The 15,332-nt window shown below is 42.5% G+C and carries 19 protein-coding genes; 6 read left to right on the forward strand and 13 right to left on the reverse strand.

All coding sequences use genetic code 11. The annotated features are described in order from the left end of the window. Positions 1-68: 68 nt before the first annotated feature. Positions 69-707, reverse strand: a complete 639-nt coding sequence (locus D0C36_RS17840) for an NAD(P)-dependent oxidoreductase (protein ID WP_117393018.1) — start codon at positions 705-707, stop codon at positions 69-71. Between the two features lie 52 nt (positions 708-759). Then, positions 760-1,167, reverse strand: coding sequence for an Rrf2 family transcriptional regulator (locus D0C36_RS17845; protein WP_117393019.1), 408 nt, complete (start codon positions 1,165-1,167; stop codon positions 760-762). Positions 1,168-1,563: 396 nt separating this feature from the next. Here D0C36_RS17845 and D0C36_RS17850 point away from each other — a divergent pair, with 396 nt between their 5' ends. The 3 genes from D0C36_RS17850 (at position 1,564) to D0C36_RS17860 (ending at position 4,257) form a co-directional block, all read left to right on the forward strand. Continuing rightward, a complete protein-coding gene (locus D0C36_RS17850) occupies positions 1,564-2,412 on the forward strand; it encodes a universal stress protein (RefSeq protein ID WP_147322033.1) in 849 nt (282 codons plus the stop codon). Positions 2,413-2,481: 69 nt separating this feature from the next. Next, positions 2,482-3,837, forward strand: coding sequence for a UDP-N-acetylmuramate--L-alanine ligase (locus D0C36_RS17855; protein ID WP_117393021.1), 1,356 nt, complete (start codon positions 2,482-2,484; stop codon positions 3,835-3,837). A gap of 78 nt (positions 3,838-3,915) precedes the next feature. Then, positions 3,916-4,257: a helix-turn-helix domain-containing protein gene (locus D0C36_RS17860; RefSeq protein ID WP_117393022.1), complete on the forward strand. Its 342-nt coding sequence runs from the start codon at positions 3,916-3,918 to the stop codon at positions 4,255-4,257. 30 nt (positions 4,258-4,287) lie between these two features. On the opposite strand, the gene D0C36_RS17865 is transcribed toward D0C36_RS17860, so the two are convergent. From D0C36_RS17865 to D0C36_RS17890, 6 genes are all read right to left on the reverse strand, one after another. Next, complete coding sequence (locus D0C36_RS17865) at positions 4,288-5,406, reverse strand: GNAT family N-acetyltransferase (RefSeq protein WP_117393023.1); 1,119 nt, start codon at positions 5,404-5,406, stop codon at positions 4,288-4,290. Positions 5,407-5,485: 79 nt separating this feature from the next. Then, on the reverse strand, positions 5,486-5,674 hold the full coding sequence (locus D0C36_RS17870) for a hypothetical protein (protein ID WP_117393024.1): 189 nt from the start codon (positions 5,672-5,674) through the stop codon (positions 5,486-5,488). A gap of 127 nt (positions 5,675-5,801) precedes the next feature. After that, complete coding sequence (scpB, locus tag D0C36_RS17875; protein ID WP_117393025.1) at positions 5,802-6,362, reverse strand: SMC-Scp complex subunit ScpB; 561 nt, start codon at positions 6,360-6,362, stop codon at positions 5,802-5,804. Positions 6,363-6,612: 250 nt separating this feature from the next. Then, positions 6,613-7,737: a cyclic dehypoxanthinyl futalosine synthase gene (gene mqnC, locus D0C36_RS17880; protein ID WP_117393026.1), complete on the reverse strand. Its 1,125-nt coding sequence runs from the start codon at positions 7,735-7,737 to the stop codon at positions 6,613-6,615. Positions 7,738-7,811: 74 nt separating this feature from the next. Next, positions 7,812-8,516: an SH3 domain-containing protein gene (locus D0C36_RS17885; protein ID WP_117393027.1), complete on the reverse strand. Its 705-nt coding sequence runs from the start codon at positions 8,514-8,516 to the stop codon at positions 7,812-7,814. 101 nt (positions 8,517-8,617) lie between these two features. Then, entirely contained in the window at positions 8,618-10,108 is a 1,491-nt protein-coding gene (locus D0C36_RS17890; protein WP_117393028.1) for an ATP-binding cassette domain-containing protein, read from the reverse strand. A gap of 421 nt (positions 10,109-10,529) precedes the next feature. Here D0C36_RS17890 and D0C36_RS17895 point away from each other — a divergent pair, with 421 nt between their 5' ends. Continuing rightward, a complete protein-coding gene (locus D0C36_RS17895) occupies positions 10,530-10,697 on the forward strand; it encodes a phosphatidate cytidylyltransferase (protein ID WP_117393607.1) in 168 nt (55 codons plus the stop codon). A gap of 55 nt (positions 10,698-10,752) precedes the next feature. Here the strand turns inward: D0C36_RS17895 and D0C36_RS17900 are convergent, their stop codons facing one another. From D0C36_RS17900 to D0C36_RS24980, 5 genes are all read right to left on the reverse strand, one after another. Beyond that, complete coding sequence (locus D0C36_RS17900) at positions 10,753-11,196, reverse strand: hypothetical protein (protein WP_117393029.1); 444 nt, start codon at positions 11,194-11,196, stop codon at positions 10,753-10,755. A gap of 110 nt (positions 11,197-11,306) precedes the next feature. After that, positions 11,307-11,510: a hypothetical protein gene (locus D0C36_RS17905; protein WP_117393030.1), complete on the reverse strand. Its 204-nt coding sequence runs from the start codon at positions 11,508-11,510 to the stop codon at positions 11,307-11,309. 152 nt (positions 11,511-11,662) lie between these two features. Further along, a complete protein-coding gene (locus D0C36_RS17910) occupies positions 11,663-11,866 on the reverse strand; it encodes a hypothetical protein (protein ID WP_117393031.1) in 204 nt (67 codons plus the stop codon). An 86-nt stretch (positions 11,867-11,952) separates the two neighbouring features. Then, positions 11,953-12,147 carry a hypothetical protein gene (locus tag D0C36_RS17915; RefSeq protein WP_117393032.1) on the reverse strand — a complete coding sequence of 65 codons (195 nt, stop codon included), beginning with the start codon at positions 12,145-12,147 and terminating at the stop codon, positions 11,953-11,955. A 28-nt stretch (positions 12,148-12,175) separates the two neighbouring features. After that, the gene (locus D0C36_RS24980; RefSeq protein ID WP_117393608.1) at positions 12,176-12,943 is read right to left on the reverse strand and encodes a hypothetical protein; all 768 of its coding nucleotides are present in this window, start codon (positions 12,941-12,943) and stop codon (positions 12,176-12,178) included. Between the two features lie 124 nt (positions 12,944-13,067). Between D0C36_RS24980 and D0C36_RS17925 the strand changes: the two genes are divergently transcribed. Together D0C36_RS17925 and D0C36_RS17930 are read left to right on the forward strand one after the other, a co-directional pair. After that, positions 13,068-13,637 carry an RNA polymerase sigma factor gene (locus D0C36_RS17925; protein WP_117393033.1) on the forward strand — a complete coding sequence of 190 codons (570 nt, stop codon included), beginning with the start codon at positions 13,068-13,070 and terminating at the stop codon, positions 13,635-13,637. Positions 13,638-13,652: 15 nt separating this feature from the next. Then, positions 13,653-14,756 (forward strand): S1C family serine protease, encoded by a 1,104-nt coding sequence (locus D0C36_RS17930; RefSeq protein ID WP_117393034.1) that lies wholly within the window; start codon positions 13,653-13,655, stop codon positions 14,754-14,756. Positions 14,757-15,332 lie beyond the last annotated feature (576 nt).

Below are 15,332 nucleotides of genomic sequence, written 5' to 3' on the forward strand. Positions count from 1 at the left end.
GCGTCTCTTTTATTTGATTAGGGAATTTAGAATCCTTTAATCATGAGAATCTATTTTAATCTGCGGTCTTAGTAGCCTACAGTAAAACGCTGTTTAATAAACTGGTTATTCTCCAATTCATTAAATATTGCTACCGACAGATCGGCTGTTGAAATTTCACATTTACCTTCAGCGTTAAACACAGGGCTTTCGGTACCTAAGCGGAACTCGCCGGTACGTTGGCCCGGGTGCAGGTTAATAGCAGGGCTAAGGAAAGTCCAGTCCAGATCCTGTTCGTTACGCAACTCGCCAAGATAATCGCGGGCTGCAGATGCTCCCGGGTAATACTCTTTCGGGAACTCAGGAGAGTCAACCAGTTGTTTGCCATCAATAAACAGGCTACCTGCACCACCAATAGTGATGTAGCGTTTTACGCCTGCTTTTTTTACTGCTTCCTGTATGTTTCTTGATCCTGTAAGGAAATCATTATAAAGGTTAGGGTTGGTCCAACCTGCATTGAACGAGTTTACTACTGCATCATGGCCTGATAGTACTGATGCCAGGGCATCAACATCGTTAACATCCGCAGCTACAGCAGTTACGCCTGCCTGTTTTTCAACTTTATCGGTATTACGGGCAATGGCGGTTATTTCGTATCCGCGTAAAATGCCTTCTTTTACTAACTCGGGGCCTACAAAACCGGTGGCGCCAATAATTGCTACTTTCATATTTGTTGTTTTAATTGTAATTTATTTTGTTACAGATTGTTTTAAATTTTTTTTACTCGAATTTGTTACAGAACTCGGCCAACGTGGTAGTGCCAAGCTTGTTGAGCATTACCTGTTCTATCTCGGCATCCAGTTGTTTCAAATGTGCATTTATTTGCTTGCCAATAGGGCAGGCGGGGTTAGGCTGATTTTTAGCCTGGCCCAAAACGGCATCGGGCTTTACGGCTTCATAGATGCCTGCAATGGTAATATCCTTTGCGGGCTTAGCTAACGCGTAACCACCATTTTTACCCATCTGGCTGCTGATGAGCCCATGTTTAAGCAAATTGCTCAGCTCTTTACGTACCAGCACCGGGTTAATATTGATACTGCCCGCCATAAACTCCGACGATAGCAAACTATCCTCACCCGCACAAAGCAGCGTCATGATATGCATAGCTATAGAAAACCGTCCGTTCATTTGTTTGATATGTAATAAAAATTATTACAATACAAAGGTGGGGTTTTGTTTTGAGAAATGCAAGCGCAAGAAAATCACCACCGTGTCATTTCGAACGAGCGGGAGCGAGGAGAAATCTTCTACATTGTGCACTTACGGCGCAGAAGATTTCTCGTCGCCCCAAAAGCTCTCAGCCCGCCCCTTCTGCTCGCTCGAAATGACAGGGTAGAGGTGTTTATACCTAAAGAAACTAATCCCTAAATTTATATGTTAATAAATAAAAGCTCTCTCCCTCGGATAGGGGTTGGGTGAGGCTTCTTCCTTTTATGAAACCCTTTTGACAAACCAAACATCACAAATGCGTATGTTTGACACATTGAATGCCGGTTGCAAGAACCGGCGCTAAATTATACCGATATGAAAACCTACCTCGTACCTGTCGATTTTTCTGAGGCAGCTTTTAACGCCGCCGACTTTGCCGCCAGGCTTAGTAACCAAACCAATGTTGAACGTATTATCCTACTGAACGCTTATTATATATCGCCTTACGAAGAGCTGCTTCCAAACGCCGATATGATGATGCTGCGCGAACAGGAGATACTGGAAAGTTTGGATGAACGCCACGCGAACTTAAACAAGCTGAAGCATAAGTTAGAAAAATTGGTACGAGCGGGTGTGCAGATAGATGTTTGGGTTAACCGATCGCACCTTATTCGCGCTGTTGTTGACCGTGTAGAGGCTACCGATGCCGATCTGGTGATCATAGGCAGCGTTGGTAACAGCAGTGGCGAGGGTGAAGGCCTGGGCAGCCACGTTATCGGTATATCAAAAGCCAGTCCCGTACCGGTAGTAGTTATTCCACCTGCATTTAAATATCGCACTATTGAGCGCGCCATCATTGCCTGCGATTTTAAGAAAGTAAAAGAGAATGTACCGGTTGAGGTGTTGCACAAACTTTTGGGCAAGCAGCATTTTGATCTGTTGGTGGTAAACATTGATGCAGAAAACAAACACGTTGAAGAAGACCCTGAGCAGTTAGCCGAAGAAACGGCTTTAAAAAGCATGCTGAAGGTGTACAAACCCACCTATCACTTTGTTAATTCGCCGGATGTAATAAGCGGCTTATTAAACTTTGCCGATGAACAAAATGCCGAAATGGTAATTGCTTTGCCGCACAGATACAGCTTCTTCCGCTCAATTATTCACAGTAGTATATCGCAGCAACTGGCCTCAAGCTCGCCTGTACCCGTTTTACTGTTAAAATAGCTTAGCGGGTTAATAATTTTAATTGGTATGATAGGGCATTTTGTGTTTATTTGCACCCGATAAAAAAAAATGAGAGTACACTTTATAGCTATCGGCGGCAGTGCCATGCACAACCTGGCAATTGCCCTTCATAAGAAGGGTTTTAATGTCACCGGGTCTGATGATGTTTTGTTTGAACCATCGGCCTCACGCTTAAAAAAATACGATATCCTGCCCGCGCAGGAAGGCTGGTATCCGGAGAAGATCACTGCCGATCTGGATGCTGTTATCCTGGGTATGCACGCCCGCGTAGATAATCCCGAGCTGTTAAAAGCGCAGGAATTGGGTATCAAAATTTACTCTTATCCCGATTATATCTACGAGCAATCAAAAGATAAACTGCGTGTGGTGATAGGGGGCAGTCACGGTAAAACTACCATTACCAGCATGATATTGCATGTGTTGCAGCATGCCGGTAAAAAGTTTGATTACCTGGTGGGCGCACAGTTAGAAGGTTTTGAAACCATGGTTGGCCTTAGCCACGATGCACCGGTAATGGTGATAGAGGGCGATGAATACCTGGCTTCGCCGATTGACCGCAGGCCAAAGTTCCATATTTACAAAGCCAACATTGGTGTTATCAGCGGCATAGCCTGGGATCATATCAACGTGTTCCCAACTTTTGATAACTACGTAGACCAGTTTAAGATCTTTGCCGATACCATCGAGCCCAACGGTAAACTCATCTATTGCCAAACCGACGAGGTGTTGAACAATATGGTTGCCGGTTTAAATGTGGATGCTGAAAAACTGCCTTACAATTTGCCTGAGTACACCATCAGTAACGGAATCACCAGTATTGCGTCTAATGGCAAAACATACCCATTACAGGTATTTGGCGAGCATAACCTGTTAAATATGCAGGCTGCCCGCCTGGTATGCGAGGCGCTGGATATCACCACTGATGATTTCTATACCTACATCAGCAGCTTTAAAGGAGCAGCACGCCGTTTAGAGGTAGTAGGGCAGAACGATAATAGTACAGTTTTTAAAGATTTTGCGCATTCGCCGTCAAAACTTACGGCTACTATTGATGCGGTAAGGACGCAGTTCCCTGATCGTAAACTGATAGCCTGTATTGAGTTGCACACCTTCAGTAGTTTGAATAAAGACTTCCTGAATGAGTATGCAGGCAGCATGGATAAAGCCGATGAAGCCATAGTTTTCATCGACCGTAAAACCTTTGAACAAAAGAAAATGGAACCTTACCCGGCCGAAGCCGTGAAGGCAGCCTTTGCGAACGATAATTTGCTGTTTTTTAATACACCTGCGGAGTTGCTAACGCACCTGCAAAAGTTAGATATTAACAATGCTAACCTGCTGATGATGAGCAGTGGTAACTTTGGCGGTATCGACCTGGTAATGTTAAAAAATAATTTATTATAAATTTACTGGTTATTAGTTTGTTAATATAAAAATTAGTAACTTTATTAACTATTGAGAAACCTTACCTAATTAACTTATATGAAGACACTTGGAAAAAAAATTCGGTTATTGCGCCACCAAAAAGGATGGAGCCAGGAAGAAGTTGCTAAACGTTTAGATATCTCTATTCCGGCTTTTTCTAAAATTGAAACTGGTATCACTGATATCAACTTATCTCGCTTAGAGCAGATCGCTGTATTGTTTGAAATGTCTGTAGTACAACTTCTTACTTACAACGAAACTGAGCAAGACCAAAAAATGGCGAGTGAACTGGAAAGCGTTAACAAGAAACTGATGGATCGCGAAACTGAGGTGATTGATCTGCAGAAAAAAGTTATCGAACTGTTCGAAGAACTAAGACACAAGAAAGTTACAGCATAATTTTAAGAGGCCCTATCCCCCCGGGGCTTATTAAAATTTACAGCGCATGGTAAGGTGTTTTTTCCCGAAGGTTGCTCCCACGGCTTCGTGAATAGCTAACATTTTGGCGTTAAAATCGCCCACCCATGAAAGCTCAAGTTCGTCATACTGCTGTAGCGGTAAAACGTATTCTTTCAACTTAATAAACAGGCACGATTCCAGCCCATGTTTCTGGAACTTCTGCTTCGTACCCATAACTATTGCCCGCATGCGGCTAACGCCACGCCATTTGCGGTAAACAAATTGCAGTTTGCCCCACAGGTTTAGCTTACCGTTCAGTGGTTTTATCATTTGGTTAGCATCGGGCAATATCACGATGAATGAGGCCGGTTCGCCGTCAACATAGGCAAACCATATTAGCCTCTCATCCATTATGGCCTTCATTTGCTTAAGGCTCTCCATAATGGTGGCGTGGTTTATGGGCACAAAGTTTTCAAAATCCTGCCAGCCATCGTTGTAGATCTCTATAAAATCGGCTGCGAACTTTTCCAGCTGCGATGCTTTGTAGTGCTCAAAAGTATAGCCTGGCTTGTTCATCACCCAATTGGCTATTTTGGTAAAGCGCTCTGAGAAAGGTTTGTGCACATCCAAATGATTGGTGATCTGCTCATATAAGGTTTCGAAGCCGTAATCCTTAAAAAAAGCGTGGTAGTAGGGCAGGTGGTAGTTCATGCCGTAAGATGGCGGCGTAAAACCCTCAACCAACAATCCCCAGAAATTATCATTCTCGCCGAAATTGATTGGCCCATCCATTGCCTGCATGCCTTGTTGTTGCAGCCATTGTTTTGCTGTATCGAACAAAAAAAAAGCCGCAGCTTTATCATCAATACATTCAAAAAAACCACAGCCACCGGTAGGTTGCTCGTAGTTATAAGCCTTTTCATCGTTCACAAAAGCAGCTATGCGGCCAATTGGTTTGCCGGCATTGTTCCTCAAGATCCAGCGCGTGGCACGGCCATGGGTATGAAAGTTGTTTCGGGCAGGGTCAAAAACGGCTTCCACATCATTATCCAGTGGGCAAACCCAGTTAGGATCGTTCTTGTAGATGATGCGGGCTACATCTAAAAATGCGGTTTTATCGGCTTTGCTTTTTACTTGGGTAATGTTCATAGAGGTGCGCGGGCAAGATACAAAAAAAGCACCCCGCGTTATGGCAGGATGCTTTTTGTTATAAAGAGGTTACGATAAATTAATCGTCGTCTTCGTCGTCGTATGGATCGTAAGAATCAAAACCACCCAGATCATCATCTAATGGCGTGTCCTCATCGTAATCATCATCTTCGTCAACAACTTTTTTTCCTGATGTTGGTTCATCATCAAAATCGTCATCGTCCTCTTCGCTAATTTTTTTTGTAGAAGGTTTTTTCGGAGTTGCCATCTTAAAAGGTTTTACGTTTTAAAACTTTTTGAATTGTCTGTTTATTGTTCTCAACGCTGCTGTGTAAACCGGCGTTGTTGAGAGTAAAAATAACTAAAAACCGATTTAATAAAAATGATTTTTAAATTTATTCTGTTTGCTCGCCAATGGTCGATTCCTCGTTGCTAATCTCTTTAAGCTGAGGGAGTTCGCTGATATCGTTAATGCCAAAATAATCCATAAACATGCTGCTGGTGCCGTATAAAATGGGTTTTCCGATAGCCTCAGACTTGCCTGTAATGGCAATTAACTCCTTTTCCAATAGTTTTTGTATAGAATAATCGCAGTTAACCCCGCGGATCTGCTCCACATCGGTTTTGGTAACGGGTTGCTTGTAGGCAATGATGGCCAAAGTTTCTAATGCTGCCTGGCTCAGCTTCTTTTTTGAACGCTGTATCTGCAGCAAACTCACTACCGCATGGTAATCCTTTTTGGTAAGGAACTGATACCCGTTGTTGATCTTCACCACCTCAATAGCAAAGGCATCCTGCTGGTATTTTTGAGTGATGGCTGTGATGTAGCCCTCAATTTCCTCGCTCGTAAAATCGCGCTCAAAGCTGGCCTGCAGGCAGTAAATGATCTCTTCGGTACGGATGCCCTGTTCCGAAGCAAAGATCAAAGCTTCAATATATTGTTCGATGTTTTGCACTTTTTAGAGTTGAAAGTCTGAAGTTGAAGGTTAAAAGTCAACGCGGGGTGAAAATAGTAAAAAAGCCTATTAAAAAGTACCTCATTGCGAGGAACGAAGGAATCTCTTCAGGACAATTATACGCCTTGCATACGTGAAATGCTTAAAGAGATTGTTTCGTTCCTCGCAATAACGCGCTAAGTTTTTTTTGTGAGGGTACCAACAAAAGTTATGAGTGACTTCAGACTAAATACTGCGGATTTCCGACTTCTTAATAATCTATCACCTGCTCTTCAATCTCAGCAGGCATTTCTCGCCAATCGTATTTTTGGGTACGAAGCTGCGGCTCAAAGCCGGCTTCGCGAATAGAATCCTGGATACCTTTGGCCGTGAAACGGTGTGGTGCACCAGCGGCAGATACTACGTTTTCTTCGATCATTATCGACCCAAAATCATTAGCGCCGGCATGTAAACAAAGTTGTGCAACCTGTTTGCCTACGGTTAGCCATGATGCTTGTATATTTTTAACATTTGGCAGCATAATGCGGCTTAAAGCTATCATGCGGATGTACTCATCGCCGGTTACGTTGTTGGTAATGCCGCGTACTTTTCTCAGCAGCGTACCATCATCCTGGAACGGCCATGGGATAAAGGCGATGAAGCCGTGGTTACCCTCAGGTTTTTCTGATTGTACCTCGCGGATCCAAACCAGGTGCTCAAAGCGCTCCTCGATAGTTTCGATATGGCCAAACATCATGGTAGCTGATGTAGGCAGGTTTATCTGGTGTGCTGCACGCATAACATCCAGCCACTCTTTACCACCACATTTACCTTTTGATATCAGTCGACGAACGCGATCGTTCAGTATCTCAGCACCTGCTCCAGGTAATGAATCTAAACCGGCCTCTTTCATGGCACTGAGCACATCAATATGGCTCATGTTTTCCAGCTTGGCTACGTGCGCTATCTCCGGCGGGCCTAAAGAGTGCAGTTTAAGCTTAGGATAAAGGTCTTTCAGTTGGCGGAACAGCGTGGTATAAAACTCCAGACCAAGATCGGGGTGGTGGCCGCCTTGCAACAGCAATTGGTCGCCGCCATAACGGAAGGTTTCCTCTATCTTGCGTTTGTAGGTTTCAATATCGGTGATGTAGCTTTCATCGTGCCCCGGGCGACGGAAGAAGTTACAGAACTTACAGTTGGCAATACATACGTTGGTGGTGTTAACGTTACGGTCTATCTGCCAGGTAACTTTGCCATGCGGCACCTGTATTTTACGCAGCTGATTGGCTACGTTCATTAAATCAGCAGTGGGGGCGTTGTGGTAAAGGTAAACACCTTCCTCAATGCTCAAAAAATCAAAGGCCAAAGCACGCTGCAACAGATCCGCTGTATTCATACCTACAAATATACGCTGTGTGAGGTGAAAGGCGAAAGGTTAAGGGCGAAAGGTGGTATTGGGTTGACAAATTGCTATGCTGCGGTATTATCGGTATAACGATTTATATATTTTCCGTTTTTAATAGTGAATATTACGGTGTAACCACCGGCGCCATCACCGTTGGTCATTTTGATATAAATAACGCCTTGCCCCGCCTTGTAAACGCGCGTAAATTCATAATTAGGTTCATAAAGGTCTTTAAGTGCATTTTTGGGGATAGAGATGTGCTTGCCTGCAATGGTGACATCTATAGATACAAATTCCATTTTGGGTGTGTCTCCGTCTGTTCCCCAAATTCCATGTCCATCTATTTTATCACCGGTATGGTAAACTATCTTTCCCTTCTCATCTTTGTAGTAAGTTAAGTTATGTTTTTTAGGATCAAATGCTTTAGAAATAATGGTTACCCTGATGCTGTCATTATAAATAATACAGCCGTTTTTAAAGAAATGTTTCCTTTTTACGGCAGGTAGATGGTCTACCAATTTTATCCCGCTTTGGTTTATAAAGCCTCTTAAATGATCCTTAGTGTAAGCACTTATCCAATTGGGTTTACCTTCTTCGGGGTCAAAAAATACAAACTCTCCGTTATTTAGTTTAGTTACAATGGGTGCATTAGTAGTAGGCTCTTCCCGTAAATTAACGTAACCATCTTTTGCGCTGATGATAGCATAGTCTTGTGCATTTACTTTAGCCCAAACGAAAATAAGTGACAGCAGGAATAGGTTGATTTTCATACCCTAATGTAAGTATCTAAACCCGAATTTTTGGAATTAACAGAATTAGAGGAGTTTTCTCATTCAATTCTGTCAATTCTCTAAATTCTTTTAATTCGAGTTTAGATGGTTTTTCCCTTTTCCAACTTCAATACCTTGCTCACGCTATCCGGTATCTCGTGCTGGTAATGGGTTACGTAGATGAGCGTTACATTGCTTATCCGGCAAACGGCATCGGTAACAGCTTTAAAGTGTTGCTGCTGATGATCATCAAGGCCCTGGCAAGGTTCATCAAATATCAGGAGCGCAGGGTTTTTGATAAGCGCACGGGCAAGCAGGCAAAGGCGTTGCGCACTGGCCGGTATATTTTTCAGCAGATGGCGGGCATATTTATCTATCTCTAAAGCCTTCATCCATTCCAAAGCCAGATCGGCGCGTGATTTTACGCTGGGGCGGAAAAGGCCTAACGTATCATAATAACCACTTTCAATCACCTGCAGACATGAATTATCAGTAGGGAAGTACTGATACAACTCGGGCGATACAAAGCCTATTTTACTTTTGATATCCCAGATACTCTCGCCCGATCCGCGTTTACGGTCAAACAATACGATGTCATTAGCATAAGCCTGTGGGTTATCGCCGTTTATCAAACTTAATAATGTAGACTTGCCCGCGCCGTTCGGTCCCAGTAATGCCCAGCGCTCGCCGGGGTTTATTTGCCAGTTTATACCATCAAGTATCACCTTGTCGCCATATTGAATGTGGACGTTCCTCATGTCAACAATTTTGCTGTACGTATGTGCAGCGGCGTTACCGGCGGTAAGTTTGGTTAATGCATCCGTATCAATTGTTATCTCAGGTTCTGTGGCGTAATCTTCGGCAATAAAAGTTGCTTTATCAGATGATGTTTTAATTTCTCCGTTCTCTAACACTACAACATCGGTTATAACATCAGGCAGTTCCCGTGGCGATGTAGCCATAATAATGTTAATACCCGATGCTGCGATATCAATAAATAGTTTATTGAAATAGGCGCGGGTATTTACATCAAGACCCGTCATGGGGTTATCAAGCAATAATATCAGCGGGTTTTTAATGAGTGCGGCGGCTATCATGAGGCGTTTTGTTTCGCCGTTTGATAGTTTGATGATCTGCTTATCGGCCAGATGTGTGAGATTAAGCGCATCGATAGCTTTGTCGATGGTCCAGTAAGATGGCTTATGCCGGTTTATTTTTACCATCTGCAAGTAATCACGCACCACGAGGGCATCTTCCGAATCTGAAGAGTTGAAGCGCTGTTGGTAATAAAGATCAGCTGTATTAGATAGGTTTTTAAAATGATGCTTTGAGCCGGCAAATGCAATAAATTGCTGCGGATTAACCGGTTGCCCCTCTTTATTAATGTTTTCAAGAAAATGATATTCGATACTACCACCGTTAAGGCCAATGTTGCCCGCCAATACTTGTAATAATATGCTTTTACCTGCACCGCTCTTGCCGGTTATTGCCCAATGCTTGTTATTTTGTAACTGAAAATTAAGACTGTTGAATAACTGGTTGCCCGGGAACCTGACATTTACATTTGAAGCGGAGAGCAGGGTAGATTTCATGGCGCTGAAATTAGCATAAACTTTATCATTACAACGCAAAAAACCGATTTTACACCAGGTTTGGTTTAAGGTTATCCACTTTGCTCACTTTTTTATAAAGTTATCAACATTTATTGCTTTTTAAGAAAAACTATTAATAGATTAGTGAACCCTATGATTAATTGCAGATTTGAGATGGCGACAAATTAAATTTTAGTTTTAATTATTAACCCCCTAAATAATTTGCTATGGAACTTTTGTTATCAGCTGTAGAAGTACTTGTGCCAATGAGCCTGGCCGCCATTGCTATTGTATTAATTGCCGTACAATTTTTACCTGCAGAACAGGCAGAAATTGAAGAATAAGGGCATTTAAAGCATTATTGCTGCGTGGTCTGATTATTGTAAATGAAAATTATCATAAATCTTTACAATCATCTACCATGAAAAAAATGCATTTATTAGCGCTCGCGTTATTGGTTTTTACCTTTAGCGGGTGCGAAGTTATCGGCGGTATTTTTAAAGCCGGTGCCGCTGTTGGCGTCATCTCCGTAATCGTAGTGTTAATTATCATCATCTGGATCATATCAGCATTCAGAGGAAGATCATAATATCACACCAAATAAAAAGCCTCTTAGAGAAAATCTGAGAGGCTTTTTATTTTAATTATTTTGCCGTGGTAATTTTAAGATCCATAACCCGCCAGCTTTTGCGGTCGGCCCAGTCGCCGCCCTGGTAGGAGAGGCGCGCTTCCCATAAGCTTTTCACAGTTTTACCACTGCTATCCTGTGCATTTACAGTTGATTGGATATAATAGATGTTTTTTGCTGTATCAATATCAGCTGTAAAATCGCTTTTGGGGAATACCGATGTTTCCGGTAATAAAAGCCTGTCGTTCACAAAATGCTTAGCTGTCTCGTAAGCTTCTCTGGCGTTTGGTTTACGGTTAACGTGCACACGCTTGTTCTGAAAAACGCGCAACATAAATACTGCAAAAAAGAAAGCTGCAAGTAATGTAAACACTGTTGCAGTGCGCATGTGCGGGTGATGTTTCCAATGGGTGCTGCGTTTTTCTTGAGGGGTAAGTTTATTCCAGTCGGCGTATTTCATAGGTGTAGCTTAAGCAATAAACAAAGTTGTGGGGCATTGTTTTAAAAATATAAAGGCAATAAAAAAGCCCCGTGGCAAACCAAGGGGCTTTTTTATTGCTAAAAGCGATATTACATTTTTTTAGTAGTATCTTTTTTAGTAGTGTCAGCAGCAGCTGAATCAGCTTTAACTGTAGTGTCCATTTTAGCAGTAGTGTCCATTTTGGTAGTATCAGCAGCAGAATCAGCTGAAGATGCAGAACCAGAACCTTTACAAGCAGCAGCTGAAACAGCGATAGCTAAAGCTAAGAAAGCAACTTTGAATGAATTTTTCATTGTTTTTGTTTTTTAAGTGATTTAATAGTTTTTCAAGCATTAATACCCAAAAACAAAAAAGGTAACCCATGTAGGTTACCTTTTTTTTGAAACTTAAAAAACTTAAAAAATTAACAATGTAATTTTTTAGTATTTAACCTGTGTAGGTTAAATTATTTTTTAGTTGTGTCTTTTTTAGTAGTGTCAACAGCAGTAGAATCAACTTTAACAGTTGAGTCAACTTTAACTGTAGAATCAACTTTAACTGTAGTGTCAGTAGCAGTTGAATCAGCACCAGCTGAACCAGAACCTTTACATGCAGCAGCAGAAACTGCGATAGCAGCAGCTAAAAAAGCAACTTTGAATGAATTTTTCATCTTGTTTTCGTTTTAATTATTTGTAAGTATCTTATTCTTTGTACTGGTTAATACCCGCTTTTTAAAAAGGTAACCCACAAAAAAAATTATTTTTTTACAGAATCTTTTTTGGTGCTATCTGCCTTAATAGTATCAACCTTTACCGTGGTATCCTTTTTAGTGCTGTCAACAACGGTAGTAGAGTCGTCACCTTCAGTAGTTGTTTTCTTGGCAGGGTCGCAGGCTGCTGCGGTTATAGCAATGGCTAAAGCCACAAATGCCAGTTTAAATGTTGTTTTCATTGTGTTTTGTTTTAGTTTGTTTTTGGTATTAATAGCCGGATGTATAAAAAGGTAACCCTTTTGTTAAGTCAAAAGTCAAAATTAAAAAGTCAAAAGTTGGAATGGGGCTAACTTTCGGACTTCGGACTTCGGACTTCGGACTTCGGACTTCGGACTTCGGACTTCGGACTTCGGACTTCGGACTTCGGACTTCGGACTTCGGACTTCGGACTTCGGACTTCGGACTTCGGACTTCGGACTTCGGACTTCGGACTTCGGACTTCGGACTTCGGACTTCGGACTTCGGACTTCGGACTTCGGACTTCGGACTTCGGACTTCGGACTTCGGACTTCGGACTTCGGACTTCGGACTTCGGACTTCGGACTTCGGACTTCGGACTTCGGACTTCGGACTTCGGACTTCGGACTTCGGACTTCGGACTTCGGACTTCGGACTTCGGACTTCGGACTTCGGACTTCGGACTTCGGACTTCGGACTTCGGACTTCGGACTTCGGACTTCGGACTTCGGACTTCGGACTTCGGACTTCGGACTTCGGACTTCGGACTTCGGACTTCGGACTTCGGACTTCGGACTTCGGACTTCGGACTTCGGACTTCGGACTTCGGACTTCGGACTTCGGACTTCGGACTTCGGACTTCGGACTTCGGACTTCGGACTTCGGACTTCGGACTTCGGACTTCGGACTTCGGACTTCGGACTTCGGACTTCGGACTTCGGACTTCGGACTTCGGACTTCGGACTTCGGACTTCGGACTTCGGACTTCGGACTTCGGACTTCGGACTCCCGCTTAATTGTTACCTTTACAGGCTATGGCTAAATGAAGGGGGATAGTAAATACTTTTTATCTACCCCAAATTGCTGCTGTAAATTTTTTTGATTTTATTGGGTTACAATTCGATATAAAAAGTATTAAAGAGTGAATAATCAGTTAAATGTGGAAATACCGTCAGATAGTGAAGTGATCATAGGGATACTGAATAACTCTGATAGTGTTTTAAAAAAGCTTTACCTGGCTTATTTTCCGATGGTTTTACAGCTTATTGTTAATAATAACGGCGATGAGGATGAAGCCAAGGATATATACCAGGAAGCTATTATAGTTCTTTACAATAAAATAAAGCGGGGCGATTTTGAGCTGAGCAGTAAGCTTAAAACATACATCTACTCGGTATGCAGGCGTTTATGGCTAAAAAGGCTTAAACAAATGAACCGGTTTGCCGGCAGCGATATCAAAGATTTTGAAGAGTTTTTGCCGGTAGAAGAGGAAGTGGACAAGCACGAGGAGCGCGACCTGCAACTCAGCAAAATGGGCGAGGCCTTAAAATTATTGGGCGAGCCTTGTAAAACTATAATGGAAGATTTTTATATGCACAACCGCAGCATGCAGGATATATGCGAAAGGTTTGGATATACAAATGCCGATAATGCAAAAACGCAGAAATATAAATGTCTGCAAAGGCTGAAGAAATTATTCTTTCAGCAATAAAAACGAGTGGTGGTCATGAGAGAGAATCAACTTATAGATTTAATTGAGCGTTACCTTGCCGGCGAGATGACCCAGCAGGAGCGTGAAGATTTTGACGTATTGCGCCAAAAAGATGCTTCTATTGATGCTAAAATGGCGGAGCATAAAGACTTTACTTCGCTAATAAAGCAATATAACGAGCGTGCAAAATTAGAAACGCGCCTCAACGCTATACATGAAGAAATTGATGTGCACACCCTGAAGGAAGACCTGATGGCACACCCCTCATGGATAGTACAGATGTGGCGCCATCACCACTCAAAAATTTCTGTGGCAGCTTCGGTAGCTATATTGGCTATACTGCTTACCCTATTTGCAACCGGCGATCTGAGTAATAAAGACCCAAGGTACTTACAACTGAAACGCGAAGTTGACCAGATAAAAGGCAGAACAAAGCAACTTGACGATAAGACCGATAAAATTATTGAAGACGGTAAGAAACCCGGCCCTACTATAAATGCTAAGTTTAAGGGAACAGGTTTTGCACTTACCGGCAATGGTTACATAGTTACCAATTTCCACGTTGTAAATGATGCTGATAGTGTGTATGTACAAAATGCAGAGGGTACATCATTCCATACCAAAGTTGTATATACCGATCCTGCTTATGATGTAGCCATCTTACAAATAAACGATCCTGCATTTAAAAATATTGGCCCGGTGCCTTACTCTTTCAAGAAATCTAAGAGCGATCTTGGTGAGTTAGTTTATACGTTAGGCTTTCCTGGTGATGATGTTAGATATGGCCCGGGAGCCTTAACTGGCGCATCTGGCTACCGTGGTGATACAACTCAGTATGAAGTTTATATTCCGGTTAACCCTGGTAATAGCGGTGGCCCATTGCTTGATGATAAGGGTAATGTTATAGGCGTAATAAATGGCAAACAAACCCAAACGGCAGGAGCTGCATTTGCGGTGAAATCAAAATACCTGTTAAAGGCTATCCAGAATATCCCCACCGATTCACTTACCAAATCGCTTAACCTTAACACCAAAAGCACTATGGCAAACTTAAGCCGTACTAAGCAGATAGAAAAACTGCGCAACTATGTGTTTATGGTGAAGGTGTATAACCAATAGCAAAATCAACAATCCCCATATGTAAAGGGTGATGCATTAATTTGTATCACCCTTTTTCTTTGACCGCTAATTTTTTGACCGCTGATTTTTAATGATTGATGGATTACGTTGATTTTCTGATTGATTAAGGGATGGGCTTGATTATTCTGTTTCTTTCCACCATGTCATTTCGAACGAACGGAAGGGCTGGGGGTGAAATGGGGTGAGGAGAAATCTTCTACATTGTAAGTAACCCACGTAGAAGATTTCTCCTCGCTGTCGCTCGTTCGAAATGGCATGAAGGGGTAAACGCGGTCAGATTCGTCGCTCTCGCTCAGAATGACAAATAAAAAAAGGTGTCATTTCGAGTGAACAGAAGGGCGGGGTTGTGCTGTGGGGTGACGAGAAATCTTGTTATTCCAGAATAACGATGAGTTTAGCATCAATAACAGGATTTCTCCTCGTTCCTCGTTCGAAATGACAATTCTTTCTTGGTCTTAAAAATTATGTCATTGCGAGCGATAGCGCGGCAATCTCCTCGCGTTTATAAACATGGGATGAGATTGCCACGTTGCTGTCGCTCCTCGCAATGACATG

The organism is Mucilaginibacter conchicola, from assembly GCF_003432115.1.
Taxonomy (GTDB): domain Bacteria; phylum Bacteroidota; class Bacteroidia; order Sphingobacteriales; family Sphingobacteriaceae; genus Mucilaginibacter; species Mucilaginibacter conchicola.